A 25,142-nucleotide genomic window follows, 5' to 3' on the forward strand; every position below is an offset into this window, starting at 1 on the left:
TGGCCTCCCAGAAGGCCCAGTCCACAAGATTTCTGAGAGGCCACTTCCCCAACAGGTGACTACGGGGTCAGGTTGAGGCTCCACGTGTCGAGGGTGCCGGTGTCGGACGAGGCCAGGTCGCGCACGCGGAGCTTCCACGTGCCGTTCGCGGTCTCAGCGGACAGGTCGGCGGTGTAGCTGCGGTCGATGTTGTCCGCGCTGCCGCCGCTGCGGTTGTGCAGCACGTACGCCGTGCCGTCCGGTGCGATCAGGGACACCGTCAGGTCGCCGATGTAGGGGTGGACGATCCGCACGGCGACCGTCGCGGTGGCCGAGGGCGTGGCCGAGCAGCCGGAGATCACCAGGTCGCTGTCCACGGCCGCGCCCGCGTCGGGGATGGCGAGGTCGGTGCCGTTGGTGCCGTTGCAGCTCCCGCCGCCACCACCGGTGACCGTGAGGCCGTAGGTGGCGGTGCGCGACACCGAACCGGCCGCGGTGACCGTGACCGAGTAGGTGCCGGACGCGACCGACGCGGTGGTGTTGATCGTCAACGTCGAGCTGCCACCGGTGCTCACCGACGCCGGGCTGAACGACGCCGTCGCGCCCGAGGGCAGGCCGGAGGCCGACAGCTGCACGGTCTGCGCGTTGCCGCTCACCGTCTGGGTCGCGACGGTGGCCGAGACCGGCGAACCCGCCGCCACCGAGCCGGACGTCGGCGACACGGCGACGGAGAAGTCCGCGCCGGGGGTGCTGCTGCCGACCGCGGACTTCCACAGGGTGTAGGCGATGCCGTCGACCGCGCGGTTGAGGTGGGTGTCGCTGATGTTGGCCGTCGTGTCGCAGGAGGAGTGGTAGCACGGGTCGAACGCGCGGCCCGCGGTGCCGCCCCACTTCGTCGCCTGGGCCGAGGTCTTGGTGGCGCTGGCGCCCATCGCGTACCCGGAGGCCGGGATGCCCGCGTTGGTGAACGACGCGTCGTCGGACCGGTTGCGGCCCTCGGTGTTCTCCTCGGGCTGCAGGCCCAGCGAGTCCCAGTAGGCCTTCATGTGCACGGACTGGGTGGAGTTGATGTTGTTGATGAAGTAGCCGCCGTTGACGGAACCGACCATGTCGAAGTTGTGGTAGGTCTTGATCTTCGAACGTTCGGTCGACGGCAGCTGCGAGACGTAGAAGCGCGAGCCGTTGAGGCCCTGCTCCTCGTCGGTCCACCAGGCGAACCGGACCTTGTTCAGCATCGCCGGGTTGCTGCGGGAGAGCACGAGCGCGGTCTCCAGCAGCGCCGCGGAGCCCGAGCCGTTGTCGTTGATGCCGGGACCGGCGGACACGCCGTCGAGGTGGGCGCCGAACATGTAGACGTTGCTCGCGTTGCCGCCGGGCCACTCGGCGATCACGTTCGGGCCGGCGCCGGTGGAGCAGCCGGAGGTGCAGGCCTGTTCGGACACCGTGAACCCGGCCGCGGTCAGCTTGTCCTTCACGTAGGCGACCGAGGCGCGGTAGCCGGCCGTGGTCGAACGGCGGTTGCCGCCGTTCTGGGAGGCGATGGTGGCGAACTGGGTCAGGTGCGCCTTGACCGCCGCGACGTCGACGTCGGGGATCTGCGGACCGGTGCCGCCGGTGACCGTCAGGGTGTAGGTCGCGGTCTTGGTGGTGCCGCCCGCGGCCCGGACGGTGATCGGGTAGGTGCCCGACGCGGTCGAGGACGTGGTGCTGACCGACAGCGTGGAGCTCGCGCCCGTGGTGACCGAGGCCGGGCTGAACGACGCGGTGGCGCCGGAGGGCAGGCCGGTGGCGGTCAGCTGCACGGTCTGCGCCTGGCCGGCCGTCGTCTGGGTCGAGACGGTGGCCGAGGCCGACGAGCCCGCGGCGACCGAGCCGGACGTGGGCGACACGGCGACGGAGAAGTCGTCGGCCGGTGTGGAGCCGCCGAGGTTCAGCGACCAGGAGTCGATCCGGCCGACGTCGTTGGCCGCGTTGTCGTTGACCCGCAGCTTCCAGGTGCCGTTCGAGGTCTCGGCCGACAGGTCGACGGTGTAGGTCTGGTCGATGTTGTCCGCGGAGCCACCGCTGCGGTTGTGCAGGGGGTAGGTGGAGCCGTCCGGGGCGACCAGCGTCACCGCGAGGTCGCCGATGTAGGTGTGGACGATCTTCACCGGGACCGTGCTGGTGGCGGACGGTGCCGAGGGGCAGTCGGTGATGGTGAGCGGTGACTCGACGGTGGTGTTGTCACCGATCGCGACGTCACCGTCGTTGGTGCCCGAACAGCCGGCCTGGGCCGTGGCGGAGGCGGGCAGGGCGACCGCCGCGGCGACGATTGCCGCCAGTGCCGTGCCGAGCAGGGGTCTTCTTCGCACGGTGGAGCTCCTTCGCAGGGTCTGCAGGTTTGCAGGGTCTGGCGAAGGTAGCTCCGCGGAGCGCTGACGACATCCGGTCGTTCGGAGGGTTGTGGTGCGGGTTCAGCCCGGCAGCGCCGTGCCGGGGGTGCGGGCGACCAGCGCGGCGGCCGCGATCAGGTCCCAGCCGGGCGCGTACTCGTTGCCGGTCTCCAGGTGCGGTGCGTGCTTCTCGTAGCGGTCGAGCAGTTCGAGCACGGAGTCGAAGACCGCGCGGTCGGGGTGCTCCGGCCGGACACCGCAGCAGTGCCGCGCCAGGTCGAGCATCTGGCCGGGCGACTCGCCGCGCTTGGTGGCCTCCACCCCGGCCGCGAGGTACACGTACAGGCGTTCCAGCAACGGGTCCAGCACCGGCACCCGGCCGGGCGCCGGACCGAGGTCGGGGGCGTCCCGCCGTTCCACCAGCCGCAGCGCGTTGCCGCCCAGCACGCCCGCGACCTGCTCGTCGTCCAGGCCGGCGTACCGGGCGCAGCGTGCGGCCGCGTGCGCGCCCCACAGCGCCGTCGAGTACGGCACGTCGCTGCCGAACAACACCCGTCCGGGTGGCATCGTGGCGAGCGCGACGACCAGGTCGGTCGGGCTCCACCAGGACGTGTCGAGGTACAGGTTGTCCACCGGGTGCCCGGACAGCCACGCCAGGTCCGTGAGCGCGGCGTGCGCCAGCACGAACCGGGCACGGGGGTAGCGGCGCAGCACCGCGAGCAGCGTGTCGCCGAACGGGTCGATCTCGGGTCCGGCGTGCACCACGACGGGCAGCGTCAGCTCGTGCGCCAGGCCGAACACCCCGTGCAACCGGTCGTCGTCGAGGGCGAACTCGTCGCTGGCCGGGTGGAGCTTGATCCCCCGCGCACCCGCCCGCACGCACCGCAGCGCCTCCGCCTCCGCGTCGTCACCGGGCGCCACCCGGCAGAACGCGACCACCGGTGACCGCGCGGCGGCGATCACCGCGTCGTTGGCACGGCGGTAGCCCTTCGGCTCGGTCAGCGGGAACACCGCCGCGGCCGCGTCCACTTCGGACAGGGCGTCCAGCAGCTGGTCGAAGGTGCAGGAGAACCCGCTCGGGTCGTTCGTGCCCACGTGCGTGTGGATGTCGAACAACGGCGCCGTCTCCCCGAGCGCCTCCCACCACGGCCGCACCAGGTCGTCTGCGTACACACCTCACCCCGTTCCTGTCCGTGCGCGAATGCCCGGTGGGGTCACGGGCAAACTCCGGTCGTTTTTCCCCGACCCGGCCGGGTAGCCGACGCACATGAGCGAACAACTCCCGATTTCCGGCTACGACCAGCTGACGCTCGGCGACCTCAAGCACCGCATCCGGTCGCTGGACGAGCAGGACCTGCGGCGGGTGCGCGAGCACGAGGAGGCGCACGGCAACCGCACACCGGTGCTGGAGGTCGTCGACGAACGGTTGCGGCAGCTCGCGGACGGCGCCGAACCGGCAGGCGGCGACCAGCGCAACACGCCGCCGGCGGACGGCACGGCCGGCGGGTCGCCGGTGTCGCCCCAACAGTCCCCGGACGGCAACACCCCGTTGCGGCACGGCGTGTACCAGCAGACACCGGCCCGTGGCCGCTGATGCCCGTGGGGGTGCGGTGACCGCACCCCCACGGGACCTGCTCACAGCTTGAAGACCGACCGCACGCAGCCGTCGTCCTTCTTCTTGAAGATGTCGTAGCCGTGTGCGCCCTCGCTCAACGGCATGACGTGGGTCGCCAGGTGGTTCGTGACGAGCTCGCCGGTGGCGATGCGGTCGAGCAGCGCCGGGATGTAGCGCTGGCCGTGTTGCTGTGCGCCGCGCACGGTCAGACCCTTGTTCATCATGGCGCCCAGCGGGAACTTGTCCACGAACCCGGTGAACACGCCCAGCACGAACACCGACCCGCCCTTGCGGCAGTTGTAGATCGCCTCGCGCACGGCGATCGGCCGGTCCGTTTCGAGCTTCAGCTTGCTCTTCACCTGGTCGTAGGCGTACTGCGGCCCCGTCGAGTGCGCCTCGCAGCCGACCGCCTCGATGCACACGTCCGGTCCGCGCCCGCCGGTGGCCTCCAGCAGCGCGTCACCGACGGAGGTGTTCTCGTAGTTGATGGTCTCGACGCCGAACAGCTGTTCCGCCTGCCGCAGCCGGTAGTCGAACCGGTCGATCACCAGGACCCGTTCCGCGCCGAGCAGTTGAGCCGCACGGGCAGCCATCTGCCCGACAGCGCCGCACCCCCACACGGCGACGACGTCACCGGGTTTCACGCCGCCGAGGTCGGCGCCCATCCAGCCCGTCGCTGCCGAGTCCGACGTGAACAGCGCGCTCATGTCGTCGACCGCTTCGGGGATGGGGATGGCGGTGTGGTCGGCGAACGGCACGCGCACGTACTCGGCGTGGCTGCCGCGGAAGCCGCCCATCGCGTGCGAGTAGCCGAAGATGCCGCCGGGGTTGGCGCCCCAGAGGCCCTGGGTGATCGCCGGGTTGGTGTTGGTGTTGTCGCACAACGAGTACAGCTCGTTGCGGCAGTACCAGCAGCGGCCACAGGCGATGAACGAGCACACGACGACGCGGTCGCCCGGCCGGTGCCGCGTGACACCGGGCCCGACCTCGACCACCTCACCCATGAACTCGTGCCCGATCACGTCACCGGCCTGCATGAACGGGATGTGGCCGGTGAGCAGGTGCAGGTCGGAGCCGCACACGGTGCTCAGCCGGACCTTGAGGATCATGTCCTGGTCGTTCAGCAGCCGCGGGTCCGGCACGTCCTGCACGCGGACGTCGTTGATCCCCTCCCAGCACAACGCCTTCACAGCCGGCCACCTCCCCTTCCGGTCACCAGCTGCAGCGCCTTGCCCAGGGGGCCGGGGTGCGTCGGCGCGGTGTCGGGTTCGACCACCTCGCCGGCCTCCAGCACCGACTTCGCCCTGCGCAGCGCCTCCCGCAACTCGGCGCGGGACGCGTCGCCCAGTGGCTGCGCGACCAGTTCGGTGCCCTTGTCCCCTGCGGCCGCGCGGATGCTGATCTCGGCCTGGTCCCGCCACGGCCCGGTCAGGTCCGGTAACGCCGCCTGCACGTCGGTGGGAGCGCGGTCGACCGTGACGGTCAGCGGCCGCTCCCCCTTCCCCTGCGCCTGCCGCCGGCGCCGCGCCACCGCCGCCGCGGTCACCACGCCCGCGGCCAGCAGCGCTTTCCCTGCTGAGTTCATGGTTTCTGCCTCTCTCGGAGCGCGAGAGCCGTGAGTACCCGACGTTGCGCGGAACAACCGGGTTCGACCGGATCTGCGCGGGTATGACTCCGGTGCCGAACAAAACACTGGAGGTATCAATGGCAACGGGTGAAACCGGGTTCGACGACGTCACCTACGACCTGATCTCCGTGCAGTACCACGCGCTCAAGGCCGGTCACGACTACGGCCAGTACGTGCGGGACGCCGACAACGCGGGCCGTCAGGACATCGCGGACTTCTTCCGGCGCGTGATGGAGGAGGACTCCGCCCGCGCCCGGCAGTGCCACGAGTTCATCAAGGAGCTGTCGGGTTCGAACGACTCCGGGCCCGCGGTCAGCTGACCGCGCCGCCCAGCTCCACCCCACCGGTGATGATCAGCAGCGCCACGTCGAGGACCGCCACCGCGAGCAGTGCGGTGAAGTTCGCCCGCGACCCCGGCCGTCGTCCGCGCAGCCTGCCGAGCACGAGGATCAGCACCGACAACGGCACCGCCACGAGCCCCGCCGCAGTGACGGGGCCGGGCGGGCCGACCGCGAGGACCACTCCGGTGATCACCGCCAGCGCGGCTGCAACGCACGCGCTGGCGGTTCCGCCGATGCGGTGCGGCAACCCGCGCACGCCGGTCGCCGCGTCGTCGTCGAGGTCCGGGATGACGTTGGCGAAGTGGGCGGCGCTGCCGAGCACGGCGGCCGCCGCCATGAGCCACAGCGGTGGCCACCGCCCGTCCGGACCGCCCAGCGTCACGAATGCGGGCAGCAACCCGAACGAAAGCGCGTACGGCACAACGGAGAACGCCGTGGCCTTGACCCCGAGGTCGTACGCCCACGCCGAACACAGCATCACGACGTGCAGCAGCGTTGCGTCCACACCGGACAGCAACGACAGTCCGACCGCGGCCACCGCGGCGACGACCGTCGCGACCGCCACCACCCGCCTCGACACCACGCCGGTGGCGACCGGTTTGTCCGCGCGGCCCACGCGCGCGTCCCGGCCGGCGTCGAGCAGGTCGTTGAGCCAGCCGACGGACAGCTGCCCGGCCAGCACCGCCGCCGCGACGGCCACCAGTCCGGCGGCCGACCGACCGACCGCCGCGGCCAGCACGGTGGCCACCACGGTGACCGCGACGGAGGGCAGCGGATGACAGGAACGCGCGAGAGCTTCGAGGCGACCCATGGGCCTCCAGTCTGCCAGCGGGCGGCCACCGCGCAGAACGATCTTGAACCGAACGACCCCGAGCTGTACGAACGGCTGGCCGCCGAGTGGTGGCGGCCGAGCGGCGCGTTCGTGATGCTGCACTGGCTCGCCGCCGCACGGGCCGCCCTGGTTCCACCGGCCGTTCCCGGTGCGGTGCTGGTCGACCTGGGCTGCGGTGCGGGCCTGCTCGCGCCGCACGTGCGCGGCTACCGGCACATCGGGATCGACCTCTCCCACGAAGCACTGCGCCAGGCGGCCGAACGCGGCGTGCTGCCCGTCCGCGCGGACGTGCTCGCCGTGCCGCTGCCCGACGGGTGCGCCGACGTCGTCGTCGCCGGCGAGATCCTCGAACACGTCCCCGACCTGCCCGCGGCCGTCGCCGAGGCCTGCCGGGTGCTGCGCCCCGGTGGCCTGCTGGTGCTCGACACGCTGGCCGACACCGCGCTGTGCCGGCTGGTGGCCGTCGGGGTGGCGGAACGCGTGCTCGGCCTGGCGCCGCGCGGGGTGCACGACCCGGCGCTGTTCGTCGACCGGGCACTGCTGGTGCGCGAGTGCACCCGGCACGGTGTGCGCCTGGTTCTGCGGGGTATCCGCCCCTCGTTGCCCGACCTGCTCACGTGGTTCGCGCGCCGCGGTCGGTCCGTCCGCATGGTGCCGACCGCGTCCACGGCCGTGCTCTTCCAGGGCGCCGGCCGCAAGAAGGGATGATCCGTGGACCTCCCCGCACTGGTTGACCGCATGTCCGGCCGCGCGTCGAAGTACGACGTGGCCGGGGAGTTCCCCGAGGAGGACTTCGCCGACCTGCGCTCCGCGGGCCTGCTCGGCCTGATGGTGCCGCAGCGGCTCGGTGGCACGGGTGCCTCGTTCGCCGACTACACCGACGTCGCCGTGCAGCTGGGCAGTGGCGCCGGGGCGACGGCGTTGATCTTCAACATGCACGCGTCGGTCACCGGTGCGCTCGCTCACACCCCCGACGAGCTGGTGCGCCAGTTCGGTGCGCCGGAGAGCTTCTTCGCCTCCCGCGACCGGGTGCTGGCCGCTGCCGCGGAAGGCGCCCTGTACGCGGTGGCGATGAGCGAACGCGGCGTCGGCTCGCGGCTGTCGCAGGTGCGGACCTCCTACGAGCGCACCGGTTCCGGTTTCCGGATCACCGGCGCGAAGACGTTCGTCTCCGGCGCGGGACACGCCGACGCCTACCTCGTGGCCGCGCGGGACAGCACGTCGGAGGAACCGAAGGTGTCGTACTTCCTCGTGCCGGCCGGCCCCGGCGTCGAGGTCAGGCCCACCTGGGACGCGCTCGGGATGCGCGCCACCACGAGCCACGACCTCGACCTCGACGTCGAGGTGGGCGAGGACGCGCTGGTCGGCGGGATCGAGGGGGCCGCGCTGCTGCTGGCCCAGGTGATGCCGCAGTGGCTGGTCGCCTCCTACGCCGCGGTCTACGTGGGTGTCGCGCAGTCCGTGCTGCGGCACGGCGTGGCGCACCTGCGGGAACGCGGGCTGCACACGTTGCCGATGGTGCGCGCCCGGCTCGGGCGGGCCGACGTGGCGGTCGCCGCGGCCGAGCTGGTCGTGCGCAGGGCGGCGCGGCAGGTCACCGACGACCCCGGCAGCCCGGAGACGAACCGCTGGGTGTGGCGCGCGAAGCTCACCGCTGGAGACACGGCGGCGCAGGTGGCGTTCTCCGTGCTGGAGGCGGCGGGGGCGTCGGCGACCCGGCGCGGGCACCCGCTGGAACGGCTCTACCGCGACGCCCGCTGCGGTGCGCTGCAACCGGCGACGTCCGACGTGTGCGCCGACTGGCTCGGCGCGAGCGCACTGGGCGACAACCCGGACGAGGTGGCGCGCTGGTGACCGCGCACATCGCCGCGATCGGCACCGCGTTCCCGCCGGTGATCGAGCAGGACGCCGTGTGGGAGCACCACTTCAGCCCGTTGCTGGACGGCAGCAGGGCGGCCGGGCGGATCTTCGCGGCGGCCGGCGTGCAGCGCAGGCATGCCGTCGTGAGCCCGCTGGAGCTCGACGTGTCGGCGTGGACGACCGGTGAGCGGATGCGCCTGTACGACGAGCACGCGCGGCCGCTGGGGCACCAGGCCGTGACCGCCGCGCTGCGGTCGGCCGGTCTCGACGCGTCCGACGTCGGTCAGCTCACCGTCGTGTCGTGCACCGGCTACACGGCACCGGGCCTGGACGTGCAGCTGGCCGCGTCGCTGGAACTCCCCCAAGACGCCCAGCGGCTGCTCGTCGGGCACATGGGCTGCTACGCCGCGCTCCCCGCGCTCAGCTCCGTGGCCGACTACGTGACCGTGCACCGCCGTCCTGCGGTGCTGCTGTGCCTGGAGCTCACGTCACTGCACGTCCAACCTTCCACGAAAGACCTCCAGCAGGTCGTCACGCACGCGCTGTTCGGCGACGCGGCCACCGCGCTGGTCGTGCTGCCCGGTCAGGGCGGACTGGAGGTGGTCGGGACCGGTGCCGTCACCGATCCGGCCACCGCGGACCACATGACGTGGACCGTGACCGACCACGGGTTCCGGATGACGCTGTCCCCGCAGGTGCCCGACGTGCTGGGCAAGCACGTGCGGGACGCCGTGGAACGGCTGCTCGCCGAACACGGCCTGACCGTGCCGCAGGTGCGCGGCTGGGCCGTGCACCCCGGTGGTCCGCGCATCCTCGACACCGTCGAGCACGAGCTCGGGCTGCCGCCGGACGCGCTGGAGCCGTCCCGGCGGGTGCTGCGCGAGCACGGCAACTGCTCGTCGCCGACCGTGCTGCTGGTGCTCGACGAGCTGGTGCGGGGCGCTGGGCTGCGACCGGGTGACCCGGTGGTGGCGATGGCGTTCGGCCCCGGTCTGACCCTGTACACCACTCTGCTGTCCGCGAGGTGACGCCGTGCGCTCCGTCGAAGGTCAGGTCGTGCTCATCACCGGCGGGTCGGCCGGCATCGGCCGCGTGACCGCGCGGCGGCTCGCCCGTCGCGGTGCCCGTGTGGCGATCTGCGGCCGTGACCAGGACCGGCTCACCGCCGCGGTGCAGGAGCTGCCCGGTGCCTGGGGCATGTGCTGCGACGTCACCGATCCGCGGGCGCGCGAGGAGCTGGTGCGCGGTGTCGTCGACCGGTTCGGCCGCATCGACGCGCTGGTGAACAACGCGGGTCAGGGCCGGGTCGCGAAGCTCGCCGAGCTGGACGCCGAGCAGGCGACCAGCCTCGTCGAGGTCAACTTCACGGCGGTGGTCGAGCTGACCCGGCTGGTGCTGCCGCACCTGGAGTCCCGTGGCGGGCACGTGGTGATGATGTCGTCGATCGGCGCGTGGGTGCCCGTGCCGCCGTTGTCGCTGTACTCGGCCACCAAGGCCGGTGTGCTGGGGCTGGCGGTCGGGTTGCGGCGCGAGGTGCCGCGAGGCGTGAAGGTGCACGCGGTCTGCCCCGGTCCGATCCGCACCGAGTGGCTCTCCCGCGACCTCAACGGCCGTCCGTCCGAGCAGGAGGCCCCGAACCGGCTGTCCGCGGGTTCGGCGCCGGAGGCCGTGGCCCGCGCGGTCGAGCGGTGCCTGACCGCGCGGACCTCCAGGACGGTGGCCGCGCCGCGCTGGTGGGCCGTCGCACGCCTGGGTGCTCTCGCGCCGGTGAGCCGGGTGCTGGACCTCGTGGTCGCACCCGCCTCCACCACGATCGTCCGAGCCGCCCGACGCTACGGCCGCCACCTGAGCCCCTAGCCCGCCCCTCCGTTGTCGCCCCACGCATCTGCAAGTACCACCAACTCATGATCAAACCGCCGCTGACCACTACCAACATGGTCGCCGCCCGCCGGACCGGATCGGCGTGCGCAGGTGGCGGGAAACGCTGTTGGTAGTAGGAAAGTGCCTGTTGATGTTGAGTTGGGGGTACTTGCAGATGCCAGAAAAGCCAAGGGGCGGTTAGCGCCGGGACGGGGCCGCACCGCTCAGGGAGCTGGGTGCGTCGGGGTGGGCGTTCTCCTCGACGCTGACGCCGAGGCGTTCGACCAGTTCCCCGCCCAGCCAGCCACCGAGGCCGCCGGCCAGGAAACCCAGCCAGGCCACGACGATCGCGGGCCAGGTGGGGTGCCAGTCCGGCTCGCCCAGGCGCAGCAACCAGCTGATCGCGAACGCCACCAGCACCACGCCGTTCGACAGGCCGTGCAGCAACCCGATCCGCCGCGCTCGGGTGCCGCGCGGGACGACCAGCGCCCAGTCGAGCCAGCCCGTGGCGGCGGTGACCACCCCCATCAGCACGCCCGCGGCGATGAGGTGGGCGGCGGTGAACCCGAAGCTCACCCGGTCGGTGAGCAGGTACAGCACGTCGAAGCCGACCGCGGTGGTCAGCAGGCCCAACGGGAACACGATGAGGATGGGGTGGACGGCGTGGCCCGCGGCGCGGACGCGACTGCGCATGAGGTGCTCCTTCCGGAAGCGACTGCTGCCAGCAGGCGTACCCGGCGGCGGAGCGGATACCCCTCTCTCATGAACAACTCTGGCGTGAACACCCCTGGCGTGCCGATCGAGGAACTGCGGCGGTTCGTGCTGGACCGGCTCGACGAGGACGAACGCCGCCTGGCCGACGAGGAGCTGCCGCGGCTCGACGACGCCGAGCGCCGCGGCCGGTTGCGGGTCGTGCGCTCCGACGACGGCGCCGGGCTGCTCCTGCTGCCCGGCCCGGTGCAGGCGGCGGAGGAACGGGCGACGGTGCCGTTCCCGGAGAAGGTCGGCCTGCTGCGCACCGAGGTGGAGCAGACCGAGGACGAGGCGGTGCTGCGGCTGGTCGCGTCCGCCTACAACGAGCACCACGACTGGCAGGAGGAGTGGCGATGACGAGCCGCGCGCCCGAGCCCGACCGGGTGACCGCCGAGAGCGAGCTGGAGGAAGCCGACATCGGCGGCGAGCACACCCGGCCCACCTACGCCGACGAGAACCCCGGCGGCCCGCACCGCGGACCCGACGAGTCCGAGCCCGACGACGAGGGCGGCATGGACCCGTGAGTCACTCCTCGACCTGCTGGGTGACCGTGCCGCGCACGAAGTACCGCTGGGCCACCAGGAACAGCAGGATCATCGGCACGGTGGCGACGACGCTGGCCGCCATCACCAGCTCCCACTGCGCCTCGCCGCCCTGGCCGAACCGGTCCAGCACCGCCTTCAGCCCGCGCGGCAACGTGTACAGCTCCGGCTCGCGCAGGTAGATCAGCGGCCGGATGAGGTCCGTCCAGGCGGCCTTGAGCTCGAACACGAACACGACGATCAAGCCGGGCCGGGCCAGCGGCAGTGCGAGGGACCGGAACTGCCGCCACGGCCCGGCGCCGTCGACCCGTGCCGCGTCGAACACCTCCGCGGGCAGGCCGAGGAAGAACTGGCGCAGCAGGAACACGTAGAACGCCGACCCGAACAGGTTGCCCGCCCACAGCGGGACCTGCGTGGTCGCGAGGCCGACCGCGTGCCACTCCAGGTACACCGGCACCATCGTGACGGCGGCGGGCAGCATCATCGTGGCGAGCACGAGCCCGAACAGGACACCGCGGCCGCGGAACCGGAAGCGGGCGAAGCCGAACGCCACGACCGCGCTCGACACCGTCGCCGCCGCGGCGGCCGCGAACCCGACCGCCACGCTGTTGCCCACCCACGCGAGCAACGGCACGGCCCGCCAGACCTCGGCGTAGTTCTCCGGCCGGAGCACCTCGGGCAGCAGGGCGTTGTCGAAGACCTGCGAGCGGTCCTTCAGCGACGCGCTGACGAGCCACCAGAACGGGTACGCGAACAGCACCCCGACGGCGACCAGCGCCAGCACCACGGGCAGCCTGCGGGTCATGACCGGTCCTCGTAGTGCACGTAGTCGCGCGAGAGCCGCACCTGCACGGCGGTGATCGCCGCGATCACCAGGAACAGCACCCACGCCAGCGCCGAGGCGTAGCCCATGCGCAGCGAGCCGAACGCCTCCTGGAACAGGTAGATCACGTAGAACAGCGCCGCGTCGCCCTCGGCCGGTGACGACGGGCGGGCGCCGAAGAACATCGTGTAGGCCTCGGTGAAGACCTGCAGCGACGCGATGGTGTTGACGATGACCGTGAAGTACACCGTGCCGCTGATGCCGGGCAGGGTGATGTGCCAGAACTGCCGCCACGGCGAGGCGCCGTCGAGCCTGGCTGCCTCGTAGCGCTCCCCCGGCACCCTGGTCAGCGCCGCCAGGTACAGCACGGCGGTGCTGCCGACGGTCCACAGGCTCATCAGCACCAGGCCCGGTTTGATCCAGTCCGGGTCGGTCGTCCACTGCGGACCGGTGAACCCGAACCAGCCCAGCACCGCGTTGACCGCGCCGTTCTGGCCGTTGAGCAGCAACAGGAACAACGCCGCCAGCGCGACCGGCGGGGTCATCGTGGGCAGGAACAGCACGGTGCGGAAGAACCCGGCGGACCGGCCGGCGCGGCGCAGCAGCGAGGCCAGCCCGAGAGCGAGCACGATCTGCAGCGGCACGTGCAGCAGCGTGAAGAAGACCGTGTTCCACAACGCGGTCGCCGCCCGGTCGTCGGTCAGGATCTCCCGGTAGTTCGACAGCCCGGTGAACCGCGCGGGCTTGAGCAGGTCGTAGTGGGTGAACGACAGGTACAGGCTGTAGAGCATCGGCCCGGCGGTGAGCAGCAGGAACCCGAGCACCCACGGCAGCACGAACAACCAGCCCGCGCGGGCCTCCCGCGCGGTCGTCATCAGCGTCCTCCGACGCGGGTCAGCGCCCGGCCGGCCTCGCGTTGCGCCTGCGCCATCGACTCCTCGGGGCTCTGCTGACCGAGCAGCACCCTGGTGACCGCGGCCTCCCACGACCGCACGAGGTCGCTGGCAGCGGGGCTCGGTGGCAGTGCGAAGGCCTTGTCCTGCACGGACTGCAGCACCCGCACGCCCTGTTCGAGCACCCGGATGCCGCGCGGGTCGTAGACCTCGGCGAAGATCCTCTCGTCGGCGGCGCGGTTGGCGGTGAAGGTGCCGCTGTAGGGCTTCCCCTTCGCGGCCAGCGCGTCCCTGCGGGCCTTCGCGGCGGTGACCCACGTGTCGGTCGCGGTCATGGTGGTGATGAAGTCGCAGGCGAGGTCCGGGTGGCGGGCGCCCTTCGGGATCGCCCAGGCCTGCCCTCCTGCCTCGGTCAGCGGGGCACCGCGCCGGTCGGTCAACGGCGCGATCGTGACGTCGACGTCCGGCGAGTTGGCGGCGAGGGTGTTGACGTACCAGGAGTCCATCGCCATGGCGGCGACCTGGCCGGTGGCGATCTCGTTCTTCGCCCCGAAGGAGTCGAACGTGTCGCGGAACGCCTTGAACGCCGCCCAGCCGCCCTGCTCGCGCACCAGCCCGGCGGTGTAGCGGACGGCCTCGACCACGCGCGGGTCGTCCAGGTGCGGTTCGTCGCCGAGCAGGTCGGCGCCGTTCGCCTTGGCCCACATGGCCACGAACTCCGGCATGCGCGGGTCGAACCCGATGCGCTGCACCCGGCCGTCCTGCACGCGGGCCAGCCGCGCGGTGACCTCGGCGAGGGCGTTCCAGTCCGTTGTGGACAGCCGGGCCGGGTCGACGCCGTTCTCGCGCAGCACCGGGTTGTTGAGGATCAGCACCCGGACGGTGAAGAAGTCCGGCACCCCGTACACGGTGCCCTCGTAGGTCACCTGCCGCACCGCCGCCTCGCGGTAACCGGCGAGGTCGACGCGGTGGCGGGCCAGGCACGGCCCGAGGTCCTGCACCGCTCCCCTGGCCGCGTACCCGCCGAGCTTGCGGCGGTCGGCGTAGACCAGGTCCGGCGGGTCGCCCGCGGCCACCGAGGAGAGGAACTGCTGCTCGTCGAACACGCCCTCGTTGACCCGCAGGTCGACCTCGGGCCGGTCAGCCTTGAAGACCGCCACGCGGGCGGTGGCGTGCTCGTCCGGCAGGCCGAAACCCATGGTGACGAGCGTGTTCGGCCGATCGGCCGCGCTGGGCCCGAGGCCTCCGCAGCCCGCGACGAACAGAACGGCCAGTGCTAAGGCCGGCCCCCTCATGCGCGGGCGGCGACCACGGCGCGACGGCCGCGGAGGTGGTTGCGCGCCGCCGTCAGCAGCGTCCGCGCCTCCATCAGCTCACCGTATTCCAGGTGGTCGTCAGCGGCGGCGACGTGGGCCAGCGCCTGCTGCGGCGCCGCAGGTGCGCTCAGCACCGCGCGCGCCAGGCACTTGCGGGCCTGTTCCGCCTGCAGCGCCAGGTCGGCGCCGCCGGTCGCGCGGAGGAGCACCAGGGCGTCGCAGATGGCCTGGTCGAGGGAGCGGTGCTGCACGGTGGCCACCTTCGGACAGTCGGGAACGGGAGCGCCGACTGCTTGACGCCGATCCCGGCTACCCGCGGTTCACGGGCGGCAAACGGGTTGTGCGCGGGAAAGTCGCGGTGTCCCCCGATCAGCCGCCGCGGTTGTCGACCGCGGAGCTCAGTGCCGCGGCGGCCTCGGCGAGCGCCCGGTCCGAGACCGGCTCGCCACCGGCCCGGTCCAGCAGGTCGTCCCTGGACACCACGGGCAGGGCGCCGCGCAGGTCGGGCCGGTCGAGCTCGGTGCTGCCGGCCACCACGTACCGGCCCTCCACGTGCACCAGCATCGCGTTGTGGCGCGGCGAGTCGAGCAGCTTCCTCAGGTCTTCGACGGGAACGGGCACGTCGTTCTCCTCTCGTCGCGCCACAACGGCGATGTGCGGGCGGTCAGTGACCGGTGGCCTCGTTGCCCACGCGCTGACCGGACTCCTTGGCGTGGCCGCCGACGTCCTGCGCCGCCTCACGGGTGTGCTGGGCGGTGGTCTGCGCGGCGTCCGCTGCGACCTGCCTGACCTCACCGGCGGCGTCGGTCACCGAGGACGTCACGTCCTCCTTCAGGTGCTGAGCGGACTCGGTCAGCGCCTCCTTGGCCGGTTCGATCGCATCGCTGAAGGTGTCGGAGAGCTGCTGCACCGCCTGCTGTTCGGCGTCGGTGCGGGGCAGCACGGCCGCCAGCAGCAGTCCGGAGCCGAACGCGATCAGGCCGGCCGCGAGCGGACTGCCCTGCGTCTGGCGGGCGACCCGCTGCGGGGCCTCCTGCACCACCTGCGCGGCCTGCTGCGCGCGGTCCGCAACGGCCTGACCGGCCTGCTCGGCCCGTTCGGCCACGGCCTGCCCGGTGTTCTGCCCCTGTGCCCGCACGCTCTGGGCGGTGTCGCTCGCGGTTCCCATCACCCTGTCCTTCATCGCGGTCAGTCCCCGTCGCACGCCCTGCACCCGCCGTTCGGCGATGCGCTTCGGGCTGGTGTGGTCGACGAGCCGGTTCGCGTCGGCCCTCAGCTCGGCGCGGGTGACTTCGATGTCACGCCTTATTTGGTCGGGTGTTTCGCCCATTCCGCGTCCTCCTTCAGCGTTTCGACGGTGCGTTCGGGTTTCGGGTTGACGGTGCGCAGCTTGGCCCGCCCGCTGGTGTAGAGGACCGCGCCGGCGATGCCCCACAGCACGGCCACGATCAGCGCGGCCCAGCCCAGCGGCATGACCGCGCCGAGCGCGAACACGAGCGCGAAGCTCAGCAGCACCGTCGTGAGGTACCCGGCGAACCCGGCGGCGGCGAGCATGCCGCCGGCCTTGCCGGCCTTGCTCGCCTCCTGCCGCAGCTCGGCCTTCGCCAGCTCGAGCTCCTGGCGCATCAGCTTCGACAGGTCACCGGTGAGCTCGCTGACCAGGTCACCGAGCGACTCCTCGGTGCGGGCCTGCGGGTACTCAGGGCTCGACATGCGGCACCCCCGCCGCGGGCCGACCGGGCGCCGGGTTCGACGTGGCCGGGGCACCGTAGTCGGGCGTCGCGCCGTAGCCGGGGGTCTCACCGGTCACCTGCTGACCCGTGGTCCCGGCGTACCCGGAGCTCTCGGTGTAGCCCTGCGTCCCGGTGTAGCCCTGCGTCGAGCCGTAGCCCGGGGACTCCGCATAGCCCTGCGTCGAGCCGTAGCCCGGCGACTCCGCATAACCCTGCGTCGAGCCGTAGCCCGGGGACTCCGCATAACCCTGCGTCGAGCCGTAGCCCGGCGTGGACGGGTATCCCGTGGGCTCGGTGTAGCCCGGTGCCAGGTCGGCGCGTTCCGACGTCACCGGCACGACGCCGCCGGAGCGCTGCCCGCTCTGGCCGCCACCGGTCGCGCTCTTCGCGACACGGCCGATGAGGAACCCGGCCACCGCGGCGCCCAGCAGGAACGTGCCCGGCTTGCGCCGCGCGTAGTCCCGTGCGGAGTCGAGCAGCCCCTGCGCTCCTCGCTCGTCGAGGAACCGCGCGGCCTGGCGGCTCGTGTCGGCCGCGCTCTGGATCGCACCCGCCGACATCGAGTCGGACGACGCGCCGCCGGCCATCTCGCTCAGCTCGTCGGCGATGCGGCCGAGCTGCTTCGACACCCGCTGGGCCTGCTGCTCCGCCTCCGCCGCGACGCGGTCGCGCACGTCGTTGACGACGTGGCGGGTCTGCTGCTTCGCCTCCTGCGCCACGTGCGCGGCCTGGTCGCGCACTGTGCCGCCGACCTCGCCGGCTGCTTCCTTGGCGTGCTGCGCGACCTGGGAACCTTCGTCCCGGGCCGCGGTGCGCACTCCACCCATCTGGTTCTCGGTCACGGCTGACTCCTCAGCTCGTAGTCGTGTCCTGGCCTACGAGCTACCCGTCGAAATCCGTCGCAAACGACTCGGTTCTGATCATTTTCAAAAGCTGCTGAACCGAAAACGTGACCGCTGTCCGTGTTTGCCGACGCCCGTCCGGGCTAATTCCTCCGCACGCGCACGAACTGGAAGCGGAGACCACGGATGACCCCTGCTGGACAACTGCGTTCACTCGCACGTGAACACGTCGCCGTCGCCGCGCTGACCATCCCGCGGCTGCTGCGCCACCGGGTGTGGCGCGACGCGAACCCGCACGAGGGAGCCGGTCTCGGCGTCGTGCTGGTGCCGGGTTTCGGTGCGAGCGACCTGAGCCTCACCTTCACCACGACGTGGCTGCGCGACCGCGGTTACGTCCCGACCGGCGCGGGCACCGGGTTCACCGTGGGCTGCACGTCCGAGCTGGTCGACCGGGTCGAGCAGCGGCTGGTCGAGCACGCGGAGGCCACCGGCGGCCCGGTCGTGCTGCTCGGGCAGAGCCGCGGCGGCGGGCTCGCGAGGGTGGCCGCCACCCGCCGGCCCGACGTGGTGAGCGGTCTGGTGATGATGGGCAGCCCGGTGCTCGACCCGATGGGCGCGCACCCGCAGGTGCTGCTCGCGGCACGGGCGCTGGCGCAGCTGTCCCGCGTCGGCGTGCCGGGGCTGATGGACCCGGAGTGCCTCGCCGGTGACTGCTTCGAGGACAACGTCCAGGCCGCCGCCGCGCCGTTGCCGCCGGAACTGCCCGCCGTGTCGATCTACTCCAGGTCGGACGGCATCGTGCCGTGGCAGCTGTGCCAGGACCCGTCGGCCGAGTGCGTGGAGGTGCACAGCACCCACACCGGCATGGCGCTCGATCCGGACGTGTACCAGGTCCTGCGGCCGCGGCTGGCCGAGTGGGCGGCCCAGCGCTACGACCTGCGGGCGACCGGATGAGCTCGCACGACCGGCTGGTGCGCACGGCGGAGGACGTCTTCGGCTGGACCGAGCTGCGGCCCGAGCAGCTGTGCGCGATGCGGCACGTGCTGGACGGACGCGACGCGCTGGTCGTGATGCCCACCGGCGCGGGCAAGTCCGCGATCTACCAGGTCCCCGCGATCCTGCTCGACGGCCCGACGGTGGTGGTCTCGCCGTTGGTGGCGCTGCAACGCGACCAGGTCGCGGCACTGCGCGCGGCGGGCGCTCCCCCGGCTGCGGCCGTGAACTCAACACGTTCGGCGGAGTCCAACGAGGACGCGTGGCGGGAGTTCGCGGAGGGGCGGACGGAGTACCTGTTCCTCTCCCCCGAACAGCTCGCGAACCCCGACGTGCTCGACCGACTCGACCGCCGTCGGCCGTCGTTGTTCGTGGTCGACGAGGCGCACTGCGTGTCGGCGTGGGGTCACGACTTCCGGCCCGACTACCTGCGGCTGCGCGAGGTCGTCGACCGCCTCGGCCACCCCGTCGTGCTCGCGCTGACCGCCACGGCGAGCGGCCCGGTCCGCGGCGACGTGGTAGAGCACCTGGGCCTGCGCGACCCCGCCGTGGTGGTCGCCGGGTTCGACCGGCCCAACCTGCACCTGTCCGTGCGCTTCGGCACCGACGAGGACGACCGCTCCCGGTCCGTTGTGGACCGGGTGGTCGAGCGGAAGGGCCCAGGCCTGCTCTACACGGCCACCCGCAAAGACGCCGAGCGCTACGCCGAGACCCTCGCCGCCAAGGGACTGCGGGCGGCCGCGTTCCACGCCGGCATGAGGGCAGCCGACCGCAAACGGGTCCAGGACGACTTCATGGCCGACCGCCTCGACGTCGTCGCGGCCACCTCCGCGTTCGGCATGGGCATCGACAAGCCCGACGTGCGCTTCGTGGTGCACGCGGCCACCCCCGGTTCGCTCGACGCCTACTACCAGGAGATCGGCCGCGCCGGCCGCGACGGCGAGCCCGCCGAGGCCGTCCTGTTCCACCGGCAGGAGGACGAGGGCCTGCAACGGTTCCTCAACACCCGCCGCGCCGACCTCGACTGCGCCCGCGAGGTGGCCGCGCTCGTGCGCGAGCAGCCCGGCATCACGCTCACCGCGCTGGCGGACCGGGTCGAGTGCTCGCGCCGGAAGGTCACCGGCACGGTGAACCTCTTGGAGAGCGCCGGAATCGTGGAGATCACGCGCGACGGCGTGCGGTACGCGGACGGTGCACCCACGCCGGCGAAGTCGGTCGCGGTCGTCGAGGAAGAAGCCGAGCGGCAGCTGAAACGCGACCGGTCACGGGTCGAGGTCATGCGCGAGTACGCCGGCACCCGCGGCTGCCGCCGCCGGTTCCTGCTGGGGTACTTCGGGCAGGAGCTCGACGGGCCGTGCGGTCACTGCGACCGGTGCGACGAGGGGCTGCCCGAGGAAGCCGACGCGGCCGGCGTGGCCGCTGAGCACCGGCCGGACTCCGAGGTGCGGCACGAGCTGTGGGGGCGCGGCACGGTGGTGCAGCAGGACGGTGACCGGTTGATGGTGCTGTTCGACGAGGTCGGGTACAAGACGTTGTCGCTGGCGGCGGTGGAGGAGGCCGGGGTCCTGGACTCCGCCTGAGCACGACCGGCGGCTCAGCGCACGAGCGCGTACAGGTCGCCGTTCGTGCTGGACGTCTGCATGTCGCCGTACCCGAGGAAGACCGCCCTGTCCCCCAGCACCGGTCGTGCCGCCCAGTGCGCGGTGGTGGGCACCGCGGTCGTCATGTCCTTGGTCCACCGCACGGCGCCGCTGCGCACGTCGAGCGAGTGCACCGTGCCGCCGATGTCGGACACGACGAGCTGGCCGCGCACGACCACCGGTGCCGCCTGCACGAGCGCGTCGAAGCTGTGCTGCCAGCCGAGCTCACCGGTGGCCGCTTCGTACCTGACGGCCTGCCCGCTCGACGACCCCTGCCGGGTGATGCCGACCGTCGCGCAGAGGTGGTTCGCGTCGGTGGCGAGCCCCTGGACGGCCCCGGCGGTGGTGCGGCTCCACGCCTGCTTCCCGTCGGCGTGCACCTGAACGCCGTCGACCGCCGTCGCCGAGCACACGACCCGGCGCTACTGCCCCTCCACCCGCAGCTCCAACCCCGGCGCGGACAGCACCGGCGCGTCCGGTGCCTCGGCCAGCACGAGCGTCAGCTCCCCCGTCTCGAACCGCGATCCGCTCCCGGTCCAGCGCACGGGTTCCTCGCTCCTCAGCCGCACCTCACCGCCGGGCTGCGTCACCACGGCGGTGAGCCCGTCCCCGTCCTGCTCCAGCACGACGGTGCCGCCGTCCTCGGGCCCGCCCGCGTCGGGCAGGTCCGCGGACAGCCGCAGGACGGCCACCGCGCCGCCCTCGACGCGGCACTCTCCGACCAGGTCCAGGAGCACCGTCTTGGACCGCAGCGTCACCTCAGCCTGCGAGACCTGACAACGAACCGTGGTTGCTGAACTGTCGGCCATGCGCAGTGCCTACCCACCGCGCACCCGCCGAAAACAGGATCAGCCGTCCAGGGCGACGGGCCAGTCACCGACCAGCGGGCAGTGCCGGACCGCCTGGTCGAGCAGGCCGGCCCGGCGTGCGCTCGGGACGTTGGGCAGTGCGACCGAGAGCGACGCGTCGACGGTGTAGTCCTGGGCGGTGCCGTGGTTCAGCGCCACCCGTGCGCGCACGGCGCTGCCGGTCGTGTCGAGGTCGCCGGTGGAGGCCGCCAGCACCACGGCCTGGTGCAGGCACGTGGCCAGCGCCGCGGCGTACAGCTTCTCGGGGTCCCAGGACCCGTCACCGACGGGGAGCGCGGACCCCGACACCTCGACCTCGTCGTTCCGGGAGACCGCCTCGACCTCTTCGACCTTCATCGCCACCTGCTTCGTCGACGGGTGTGAACCCTCCGCGCATACCCGTGGCGTGGCGGCTCAACCGCGATCGGGGTCAGCGGAACACGACCGTGCCGCTGCCGTCGAACGGCACCGCCAGGTACTCGGTGCACGCGTCGGCCAGCCACGCCGCCAGGTACCCGGCGAACGACGACCGCACCAGCAGCGCGACCCGGTCGGGCCCGGTCACCTGCAGGATGATCCCTGTGCGTGCGAGCAGCGTCTGCACGCAAGTGCCGACGGGAGCCGCAGCCGGGTGCAGGTCCACGGCACATCCGTGAGCCAGCACGTCGCGGACGTGCGGACCCTCCAGCTCCACGGTCGTGCGCTGAGCCGAAGTGTCCACAACGGACCCCCTTTCACCACCGAGCGCGCCACGCAGCACCTCCTCGACCACCGCCTGCAGATCGGGTCCGGCCACGACCAGGAACTCGTCAGGCCCCAGCCACAGCACCTCCACGGCACCGAACGGGCCGGTGTCCATGGTGAACGTGCACGCATCCGCCGGGAACACCACACCCAGCGCGCCGCCCATGGCCGCGATGGCGCCGGAGTTGGACACCCGCACCGTGAGCTGGGAGCGGAACGGCACCTCGCGCACGCCCAGCGCGGGTGCGAGCGCGGTCAGCCGGTCGGTCCAGGCCGCCAGCGGGCTCACCGGGTCAGCCGTCACGGCGGGCTCCTTCCTGGTCGTAGAGCACGGAGCCGGTCACGGTGACCGGGACGAGCGCGTCCCCGACCGGCACGTGGAGGGTCTCGCCGATGCGGTCGCGGCCGGAGCGCACGAGGGCGAGCGCGAAGGTGCGGCCCAGCGCCGCGCTGGGGTAGCTGGAGGTGACGTGGCCGAGCATGCGCACCGGCGGTTCGGGCAGCCGGTCGGTCTCGACGACCTGCGCGCCCTCCGGCAGCAGCACCTGCGGGTCCACGGGCAGCAGGCCGACGAGCTGCTTGCGGTCGGCGCGGTTGTTCTCCGCACGGGCGAAGGACCTCTTGCCGATGAAGTCGGCCTTCTTCTTCGACACCGCCCACGACATGCCGAGGTCCTGGGGTGTGACGGTGGCGTCGGTCTCCTGGCCGATGATCGGGTAGCCCTTCTCGGCGCGCAGGACGTGCATGGTCTCGGTGCCGTACGGCGTGATCCCGTGCTCCTCCCCCGCCGCCATCAGCGCCTCCCACACGGCGATGCCGTGCCAGGCGGTCACGTTGATCTCGTAGGCCAGCTCGCCGGAGAAGCTGATCCGGCACACCCGCGCGGGCACACCGGCGACCTCGGTGTCGTGCCAGGTCATGAACTCGAACGCCGCGTTCGAGACGTCGAGCGAGGGCGCCACCGCGGCGAGCACCGCACGGGACTTCGGCCCCACCAGCGGGATCGTGGCCCAGTGCTCGGTGACCGACGCGCAGTGCACGTCGAGGTGCGGCCACTCCGTCTGCAGCCACTCCTCCATCCAGTCGAGGATTTTGGCGGCATTGCCGGTCGTCGTGGTGACGAGGTAGCGCTCCTCGCCGACGCGGATCACGGTGCCGTCGTCGATCACCATGCCGTCCACGCCGCACATGACGCCGTAGCGGATCCGGCCGACCTTCAGCGTGCTCATCAGGTTGGTGTAGAGCAGGTCGAGGAACTCGCCGGCGTCCGCGCCCTGGACGTCGATCTTGCCCAGCGTGGAGCCGTCCATCAGCGCGACGCCCTCGCGTGCGGCCCGGCATTCGCGCAGCACGGCCGTGTGCAGGTCCTCACCCGGCCGCGGGTAGTACCAGGGCCGCTTCCACTGGCCGACGTTCTCGAACACCGCCCCGTGCGCGACGTGCCACGGGTGGATCGCCGTGACCCGCACCGGATCGTGCAGCTCGCCGCGGTTGCGCCCGGCCAGCGCGGCGAACGACACCGGGGTGTAGGGCGGTCGGAACGTCGTCGGCCGCTGCTCGGCCAGTTCGACGCCGAGGGCCTCCGCGACGATGCCGGCCGCGATCATGCCCGAGGTCTTGCCCTGGTCGTGCGCGGTGCCGATGGTCGTGTACCGCTTGATGTGCTCCAACGACCGCAACCCCGCGCCCGTCGCGCGCAGCACGTCCGCGACCGTCGAGTCCCGTTGCAGGTCGACGAAGCTCGTCTCGTCGGAGCCGGGCACCCGCCACAGCACCAGACCGGACCGGCCCGTGCACCGCGCGTCCGGCACCGGTCGCGGCACCATCGTCCGGGGGTCGAACCCGGCGCCGAGCGACGCCTCGGCACCGCAGACGCTGCCGTCGCCCAGGCACCGGGCGAGGTCGAGGTTCCCGTTCGCCGCACCGGCGACCCGCACCGTCGGCTCGGCCGGTCCCGGCACGAACGCGCCGAGCCCGTCGTCGTGGAGCAGTGTGCCGCCGGCCTGGCTGAACAGGCTCACCACCGGGTTCCAGCCGCCCGACACCAGCAGGGTGTCGCACGCGACGACCTCGTCGCCGACGTGCACCGCCGTGATCCGTCCCTCGCCCTCCGTGCCGGTGACCACCCGCCCGGCGCGGACCTCGATCCCCCGCGCCGCGCACTCGGCCGCGAGCGCGGCGGGTACCTCCGGCCGGGCGTCGACCACCAGCGCGACGTCCACACCGGACTCCGCGAGGTCGATCGCCGCGCAGTACGCGCTGTCATGGGTGGTGAACACGACCGCGCGTGAACCGGGCAGCACGCCGTAGCGGCGCAGGAACGTGCGGGCCGAGGACGCCAGCATGATCCCGGGCCGGTCGTTGTCCGGGAACACGACCGGGCGTTCGTGGGCACCGGTGGCGAGCACTGTCTGCTTGGTGCGGATCCGCCACACCCGCTGCCGGGCGACGCCGGCGGGTGCGGCGAACCCGAGGTGGTCGGTGCGCTTCTGCAACGCGAGCACGAACCCGTCCTGGTACATGCCGAACGCGGTGGTGCGGTCCAGCACCAGCACACCGGGCGTGCCCTTGAGCTCCGCGACCACGTCGGCGACCCACGCGGCCGCCGGCCGGTCGTCCAGGTGCTCCTCGAAGACCGGCAACGCGCCGCCGGGCCGGTTCTGCTCGTCCACCAGCACCACGCGGGCACCGCTGCGGGCGGCGGTCAGCGCGGCCATCAGCCCCGCCGGTCCGGCGCCGACGACCAGCACGTCGCAGTGCACGTGCTTGGCGTCGTAGCGCGCCGGGTCAGGTTCGGCGGCGAGCCGTCCCTGCCCGGCCAGGCCGCGCGCCACCAGGCCGTCGTACAGCTCGACGGTCGTGGCGAGCAGCATCGGCTCGGGGAACGGCGCCTCGACCTGCACCAGTGACGTCGGGTCCTCCGACCCGGCCGCGACGATCCCGCGCGGGCGGCCCAGCTTCACGCTGGTGCCGATCTCGTGGACACCGTTGGCCAGCAACGCGGAGGCGAGCGTGTCGCCGGGGTGGCCGGTGTAGTCCTGTCCGTTGAACGTGAAGCGCAGCAGCGTGGTCCGGTCGACCTCGCCGCCGGTCGGGGTCCGGAACGTCACGGGGCCACCTCCGGCATCGGCTCGCCGGACCGGTAGGTGGCGAGGAGCTCGTGGGTGCGGGTGTCGCGCACGGCGTTGAACCAGCGGCGGCACCCGGCGCTGTGGCTCCAGCGCTCGGCGAACGGGCCGCTGGGGTTGTCCCGGAAGAACACGTACTGCGCCCACTGCTCGTCGGTCAGCGCCGACGGGTCCTCGGGGTAGGCGACGTGGGCCTGGCCGCCGTAGTGGAACTCGGCTTCCTCGCGCGGTCCGCACCACGGGCACGGGATGAGTTGCATCGTCAGCTCCTGCCAGGGCCTGTGTCGAGGTCCCGTTCGATGAGAGTCGTGCCTGAGGTGGTTCCTGGCGGTGCGGGCGGACAGCCCGCATACCGCGGTGTTCTATGTGGGCTGTCCGCCCGTGCCCCCAGGGGCCGCCTC

General features: G+C 72.4%; 30 protein-coding genes. 10 read left to right on the top strand and 20 right to left on the bottom strand.

The genetic code is table 11. The annotated features are described in order from the left end of the window. Window positions 1-59: 59 nt before the first annotated feature. Both ACZ7CF_RS08910 and ACZ7CF_RS08915 read right to left on the bottom strand, forming a co-directional pair. The gene (locus tag ACZ7CF_RS08910) at window positions 60-2,330 is read right to left on the bottom strand and encodes a proprotein convertase P-domain-containing protein (protein ID WP_470369306.1); all 2,271 of its coding nucleotides are present in this window, start codon (window positions 2,328-2,330) and stop codon (window positions 60-62) included. Window positions 2,331-2,432: 102 nt separating this feature from the next. Next, complete coding sequence (locus ACZ7CF_RS08915; protein ID WP_470369307.1) at window positions 2,433-3,524, bottom strand: amidohydrolase family protein; 1,092 nt, start codon at window positions 3,522-3,524, stop codon at window positions 2,433-2,435. Window positions 3,525-3,618: 94 nt separating this feature from the next. Here ACZ7CF_RS08915 and ACZ7CF_RS08920 point away from each other — a divergent pair, with 94 nt between their 5' ends. Next, complete coding sequence (locus tag ACZ7CF_RS08920; RefSeq protein WP_360396635.1) at window positions 3,619-3,945, top strand: DUF8129 domain-containing protein; 327 nt, start codon at window positions 3,619-3,621, stop codon at window positions 3,943-3,945. Window positions 3,946-3,986: 41 nt separating this feature from the next. Here ACZ7CF_RS08920 and ACZ7CF_RS08925 read toward each other — a convergent pair whose 3' ends face one another. Beyond that, window positions 3,987-5,156, bottom strand: coding sequence for a zinc-dependent alcohol dehydrogenase (locus tag ACZ7CF_RS08925; protein ID WP_360396633.1), 1,170 nt, complete (start codon window positions 5,154-5,156; stop codon window positions 3,987-3,989). Continuing rightward, window positions 5,153-5,551 carry a hypothetical protein gene (locus ACZ7CF_RS08930; protein WP_360396631.1) on the bottom strand — a complete coding sequence of 133 codons (399 nt, stop codon included), beginning with the start codon at window positions 5,549-5,551 and terminating at the stop codon, window positions 5,153-5,155. The genes ACZ7CF_RS08925 and ACZ7CF_RS08930 overlap by 4 nt, the downstream gene beginning before the upstream one ends. 119 nt (window positions 5,552-5,670) lie before the next feature. On the opposite strand from ACZ7CF_RS08930, the gene ACZ7CF_RS08935 reads away from it, so the two are divergent. Then, on the top strand, window positions 5,671-5,913 hold the full coding sequence (locus tag ACZ7CF_RS08935; protein WP_470369308.1) for an acyl carrier protein: 243 nt from the start codon (window positions 5,671-5,673) through the stop codon (window positions 5,911-5,913). Here the strand turns inward: ACZ7CF_RS08935 and ACZ7CF_RS08940 are convergent. Then, entirely contained in the window at window positions 5,906-6,745 is an 840-nt protein-coding gene (locus ACZ7CF_RS08940) for a UbiA family prenyltransferase (RefSeq protein WP_458432204.1), read from the bottom strand. The genes ACZ7CF_RS08935 and ACZ7CF_RS08940 overlap by 8 nt on opposite strands. On the opposite strand from ACZ7CF_RS08940, the gene ACZ7CF_RS08945 reads away from it, so the two are divergent. Genes ACZ7CF_RS08945 through ACZ7CF_RS08960 form a run of 4 tightly spaced genes read left to right on the top strand, consistent with a single transcriptional unit; the run spans window position 6,710 to window position 10,483 of the window. Beyond that, window positions 6,710-7,474, top strand: coding sequence for a methyltransferase domain-containing protein (locus ACZ7CF_RS08945; protein ID WP_470369309.1), 765 nt, complete (start codon window positions 6,710-6,712; stop codon window positions 7,472-7,474). The genes ACZ7CF_RS08940 and ACZ7CF_RS08945 overlap by 36 nt on opposite strands. A gap of 3 nt (window positions 7,475-7,477) precedes the next feature. Next, window positions 7,478-8,620 (top strand): acyl-CoA dehydrogenase family protein, encoded by a 1,143-nt coding sequence (locus tag ACZ7CF_RS08950; protein WP_458432202.1) that lies wholly within the window; start codon window positions 7,478-7,480, stop codon window positions 8,618-8,620. Beyond that, the gene (locus tag ACZ7CF_RS08955) at window positions 8,617-9,654 is read left to right on the top strand and encodes a type III polyketide synthase (protein ID WP_360396621.1); all 1,038 of its coding nucleotides are present in this window, start codon (window positions 8,617-8,619) and stop codon (window positions 9,652-9,654) included. The genes ACZ7CF_RS08950 and ACZ7CF_RS08955 overlap by 4 nt, the downstream gene beginning before the upstream one ends. A gap of 4 nt (window positions 9,655-9,658) precedes the next feature. After that, window positions 9,659-10,483, top strand: a complete 825-nt coding sequence (locus tag ACZ7CF_RS08960; protein ID WP_470369310.1) for an SDR family NAD(P)-dependent oxidoreductase — start codon at window positions 9,659-9,661, stop codon at window positions 10,481-10,483. Window positions 10,484-10,684: 201 nt separating this feature from the next. Here the strand turns inward: ACZ7CF_RS08960 and ACZ7CF_RS08965 are convergent, their stop codons facing one another. Further along, window positions 10,685-11,179, bottom strand: coding sequence for a DUF2231 domain-containing protein (locus tag ACZ7CF_RS08965; protein WP_470369311.1), 495 nt, complete (start codon window positions 11,177-11,179; stop codon window positions 10,685-10,687). Between the two features lie 69 nt (window positions 11,180-11,248). On the opposite strand from ACZ7CF_RS08965, the gene ACZ7CF_RS08970 reads away from it, so the two are divergent. Both ACZ7CF_RS08970 and ACZ7CF_RS08975 read left to right on the top strand, forming a co-directional pair. After that, window positions 11,249-11,596 (top strand): hypothetical protein, encoded by a 348-nt coding sequence (locus ACZ7CF_RS08970; RefSeq protein ID WP_360396615.1) that lies wholly within the window; start codon window positions 11,249-11,251, stop codon window positions 11,594-11,596. After that, the gene (locus ACZ7CF_RS08975) at window positions 11,593-11,763 is read left to right on the top strand and encodes a hypothetical protein (RefSeq protein WP_470369312.1); all 171 of its coding nucleotides are present in this window, start codon (window positions 11,593-11,595) and stop codon (window positions 11,761-11,763) included. Before ACZ7CF_RS08970 ends, ACZ7CF_RS08975 begins: the two co-directional genes overlap by 4 nt. 1 nt (window position 11,764) lies before the next feature. On the opposite strand, the gene ACZ7CF_RS08980 is transcribed toward ACZ7CF_RS08975, so the two are convergent. The 8 genes from ACZ7CF_RS08980 to ACZ7CF_RS09015 form a co-directional block, all read right to left on the bottom strand. Continuing rightward, window positions 11,765-12,586 (bottom strand): carbohydrate ABC transporter permease, encoded by an 822-nt coding sequence (locus ACZ7CF_RS08980; protein ID WP_458432200.1) that lies wholly within the window; start codon window positions 12,584-12,586, stop codon window positions 11,765-11,767. After that, complete coding sequence (locus ACZ7CF_RS08985; RefSeq protein ID WP_470369313.1) at window positions 12,583-13,479, bottom strand: carbohydrate ABC transporter permease; 897 nt, start codon at window positions 13,477-13,479, stop codon at window positions 12,583-12,585. Before ACZ7CF_RS08985 ends, ACZ7CF_RS08980 begins: the two co-directional genes overlap by 4 nt. Then, window positions 13,479-14,696 (bottom strand): extracellular solute-binding protein, encoded by a 1,218-nt coding sequence (locus tag ACZ7CF_RS08990; protein ID WP_360396608.1) that lies wholly within the window; start codon window positions 14,694-14,696, stop codon window positions 13,479-13,481. The genes ACZ7CF_RS08985 and ACZ7CF_RS08990 overlap by 1 nt, the downstream gene beginning before the upstream one ends. A 92-nt stretch (window positions 14,697-14,788) precedes the next feature. Next, window positions 14,789-15,064 carry a hypothetical protein gene (locus ACZ7CF_RS08995; RefSeq protein WP_360396606.1) on the bottom strand — a complete coding sequence of 92 codons (276 nt, stop codon included), beginning with the start codon at window positions 15,062-15,064 and terminating at the stop codon, window positions 14,789-14,791. A 118-nt stretch (window positions 15,065-15,182) separates the two neighbouring features. Beyond that, window positions 15,183-15,434, bottom strand: a complete 252-nt coding sequence (locus ACZ7CF_RS09000; protein WP_360396604.1) for a hypothetical protein — start codon at window positions 15,432-15,434, stop codon at window positions 15,183-15,185. A 43-nt stretch (window positions 15,435-15,477) separates the two neighbouring features. After that, a complete protein-coding gene (locus ACZ7CF_RS09005) occupies window positions 15,478-16,143 on the bottom strand; it encodes a DUF3618 domain-containing protein (protein WP_360396602.1) in 666 nt (221 codons plus the stop codon). Then, window positions 16,119-16,526: a phage holin family protein gene (locus tag ACZ7CF_RS09010; protein ID WP_360396600.1), complete on the bottom strand. Its 408-nt coding sequence runs from the start codon at window positions 16,524-16,526 to the stop codon at window positions 16,119-16,121. The genes ACZ7CF_RS09005 and ACZ7CF_RS09010 overlap by 25 nt, the downstream gene beginning before the upstream one ends. Continuing rightward, complete coding sequence (locus ACZ7CF_RS09015) at window positions 16,513-17,388, bottom strand: hypothetical protein (protein WP_470369314.1); 876 nt, start codon at window positions 17,386-17,388, stop codon at window positions 16,513-16,515. The genes ACZ7CF_RS09010 and ACZ7CF_RS09015 overlap by 14 nt, the downstream gene beginning before the upstream one ends. Before the next feature lie 186 nt (window positions 17,389-17,574). Here ACZ7CF_RS09015 and ACZ7CF_RS09020 point away from each other — a divergent pair, with 186 nt between their 5' ends. Then, the gene (locus tag ACZ7CF_RS09020) at window positions 17,575-18,342 is read left to right on the top strand and encodes an esterase/lipase family protein (protein ID WP_458432197.1); all 768 of its coding nucleotides are present in this window, start codon (window positions 17,575-17,577) and stop codon (window positions 18,340-18,342) included. Beyond that, entirely contained in the window at window positions 18,339-19,961 is a 1,623-nt protein-coding gene (locus tag ACZ7CF_RS09025) for a RecQ family ATP-dependent DNA helicase (RefSeq protein ID WP_470369315.1), read from the top strand. Before ACZ7CF_RS09020 ends, ACZ7CF_RS09025 begins: the two co-directional genes overlap by 4 nt. A gap of 14 nt (window positions 19,962-19,975) precedes the next feature. Here ACZ7CF_RS09025 and ACZ7CF_RS09030 read toward each other — a convergent pair whose 3' ends face one another. The 6 genes from ACZ7CF_RS09030 to ACZ7CF_RS09055 all read right to left on the bottom strand — a co-directional run bounded on the left by ACZ7CF_RS09030 (window position 19,976) and on the right by ACZ7CF_RS09055 (window position 25,001). Then, the gene (locus tag ACZ7CF_RS09030) at window positions 19,976-20,434 is read right to left on the bottom strand and encodes an outer membrane protein assembly factor BamB family protein (protein WP_470369316.1); all 459 of its coding nucleotides are present in this window, start codon (window positions 20,432-20,434) and stop codon (window positions 19,976-19,978) included. A gap of 9 nt (window positions 20,435-20,443) precedes the next feature. Continuing rightward, a complete protein-coding gene (locus ACZ7CF_RS09035; protein ID WP_470369317.1) occupies window positions 20,444-20,779 on the bottom strand; it encodes a hypothetical protein in 336 nt (111 codons plus the stop codon). Window positions 20,780-20,869: 90 nt separating this feature from the next. Beyond that, window positions 20,870-21,226, bottom strand: a complete 357-nt coding sequence (locus ACZ7CF_RS09040) for an OsmC family protein (RefSeq protein WP_470369318.1) — start codon at window positions 21,224-21,226, stop codon at window positions 20,870-20,872. Between the two features lie 73 nt (window positions 21,227-21,299). Then, entirely contained in the window at window positions 21,300-21,917 is a 618-nt protein-coding gene (locus ACZ7CF_RS09045) for a sarcosine oxidase subunit gamma (protein WP_470369319.1), read from the bottom strand. Next, window positions 21,907-24,723: a 2Fe-2S iron-sulfur cluster-binding protein gene (locus ACZ7CF_RS09050; protein ID WP_470369320.1), complete on the bottom strand. Its 2,817-nt coding sequence runs from the start codon at window positions 24,721-24,723 to the stop codon at window positions 21,907-21,909. The genes ACZ7CF_RS09045 and ACZ7CF_RS09050 overlap by 11 nt, the downstream gene beginning before the upstream one ends. Next, window positions 24,720-25,001, bottom strand: a complete 282-nt coding sequence (locus ACZ7CF_RS09055; protein WP_360396584.1) for a sarcosine oxidase subunit delta — start codon at window positions 24,999-25,001, stop codon at window positions 24,720-24,722. Before ACZ7CF_RS09055 ends, ACZ7CF_RS09050 begins: the two co-directional genes overlap by 4 nt. Between the last annotated feature and the right edge of the window lie 141 nt (window positions 25,002-25,142).

This window comes from Lentzea sp. NPDC036955 (assembly GCF_055608005.1).

Coding starts and splice junctions, on each gene's coding strand:
- ACZ7CF_RS08920 (WP_360396635.1), top strand. CDS start 3,619: ATGAGCGAACAACTCCCGATTTCCGGCTACGACCAGCTGACGCTCGGC.
- ACZ7CF_RS08930 (WP_360396631.1), bottom strand. CDS start 5,551: ATGAACTCAGCAGGGAAAGCGCTGCTGGCCGCGGGCGTGGTGACCGCG.
- ACZ7CF_RS08935 (WP_470369308.1), top strand. CDS start 5,671: ATGGCAACGGGTGAAACCGGGTTCGACGACGTCACCTACGACCTGATC.
- ACZ7CF_RS08945 (WP_470369309.1), top strand. CDS start 6,710: ATGACAGGAACGCGCGAGAGCTTCGAGGCGACCCATGGGCCTCCAGTC.
- ACZ7CF_RS08940 (WP_458432204.1), bottom strand. CDS start 6,745: ATGGGTCGCCTCGAAGCTCTCGCGCGTTCCTGTCATCCGCTGCCCTCC.
- ACZ7CF_RS08965 (WP_470369311.1), bottom strand. CDS start 11,179: ATGCGCAGTCGCGTCCGCGCCGCGGGCCACGCCGTCCACCCCATCCTC.
- ACZ7CF_RS08970 (WP_360396615.1), top strand. CDS start 11,249: ATGAACAACTCTGGCGTGAACACCCCTGGCGTGCCGATCGAGGAACTG.
- ACZ7CF_RS08975 (WP_470369312.1), top strand. CDS start 11,593: ATGACGAGCCGCGCGCCCGAGCCCGACCGGGTGACCGCCGAGAGCGAG.
- ACZ7CF_RS08980 (WP_458432200.1), bottom strand. CDS start 12,586: ATGACCCGCAGGCTGCCCGTGGTGCTGGCGCTGGTCGCCGTCGGGGTG.
- ACZ7CF_RS08985 (WP_470369313.1), bottom strand. CDS start 13,479: ATGACGACCGCGCGGGAGGCCCGCGCGGGCTGGTTGTTCGTGCTGCCG.
- ACZ7CF_RS08990 (WP_360396608.1), bottom strand. CDS start 14,696: ATGGGTTTCGGCCTGCCGGACGAGCACGCCACCGCCCGCGTGGCGGTC.
- ACZ7CF_RS09005 (WP_360396602.1), bottom strand. CDS start 16,143: ATGGGCGAAACACCCGACCAAATAAGGCGTGACATCGAAGTCACCCGC.
- ACZ7CF_RS09010 (WP_360396600.1), bottom strand. CDS start 16,526: ATGTCGAGCCCTGAGTACCCGCAGGCCCGCACCGAGGAGTCGCTCGGT.
- ACZ7CF_RS09020 (WP_458432197.1), top strand. CDS start 17,575: ATGACCCCTGCTGGACAACTGCGTTCACTCGCACGTGAACACGTCGCC.
- ACZ7CF_RS09025 (WP_470369315.1), top strand. CDS start 18,339: ATGAGCTCGCACGACCGGCTGGTGCGCACGGCGGAGGACGTCTTCGGC.
- ACZ7CF_RS09040 (WP_470369318.1), bottom strand. CDS start 21,226: ATGAAGGTCGAAGAGGTCGAGGCGGTCTCCCGGAACGACGAGGTCGAG.
- ACZ7CF_RS09055 (WP_360396584.1), bottom strand. CDS start 25,001: ATGCAACTCATCCCGTGCCCGTGGTGCGGACCGCGCGAGGAAGCCGAG.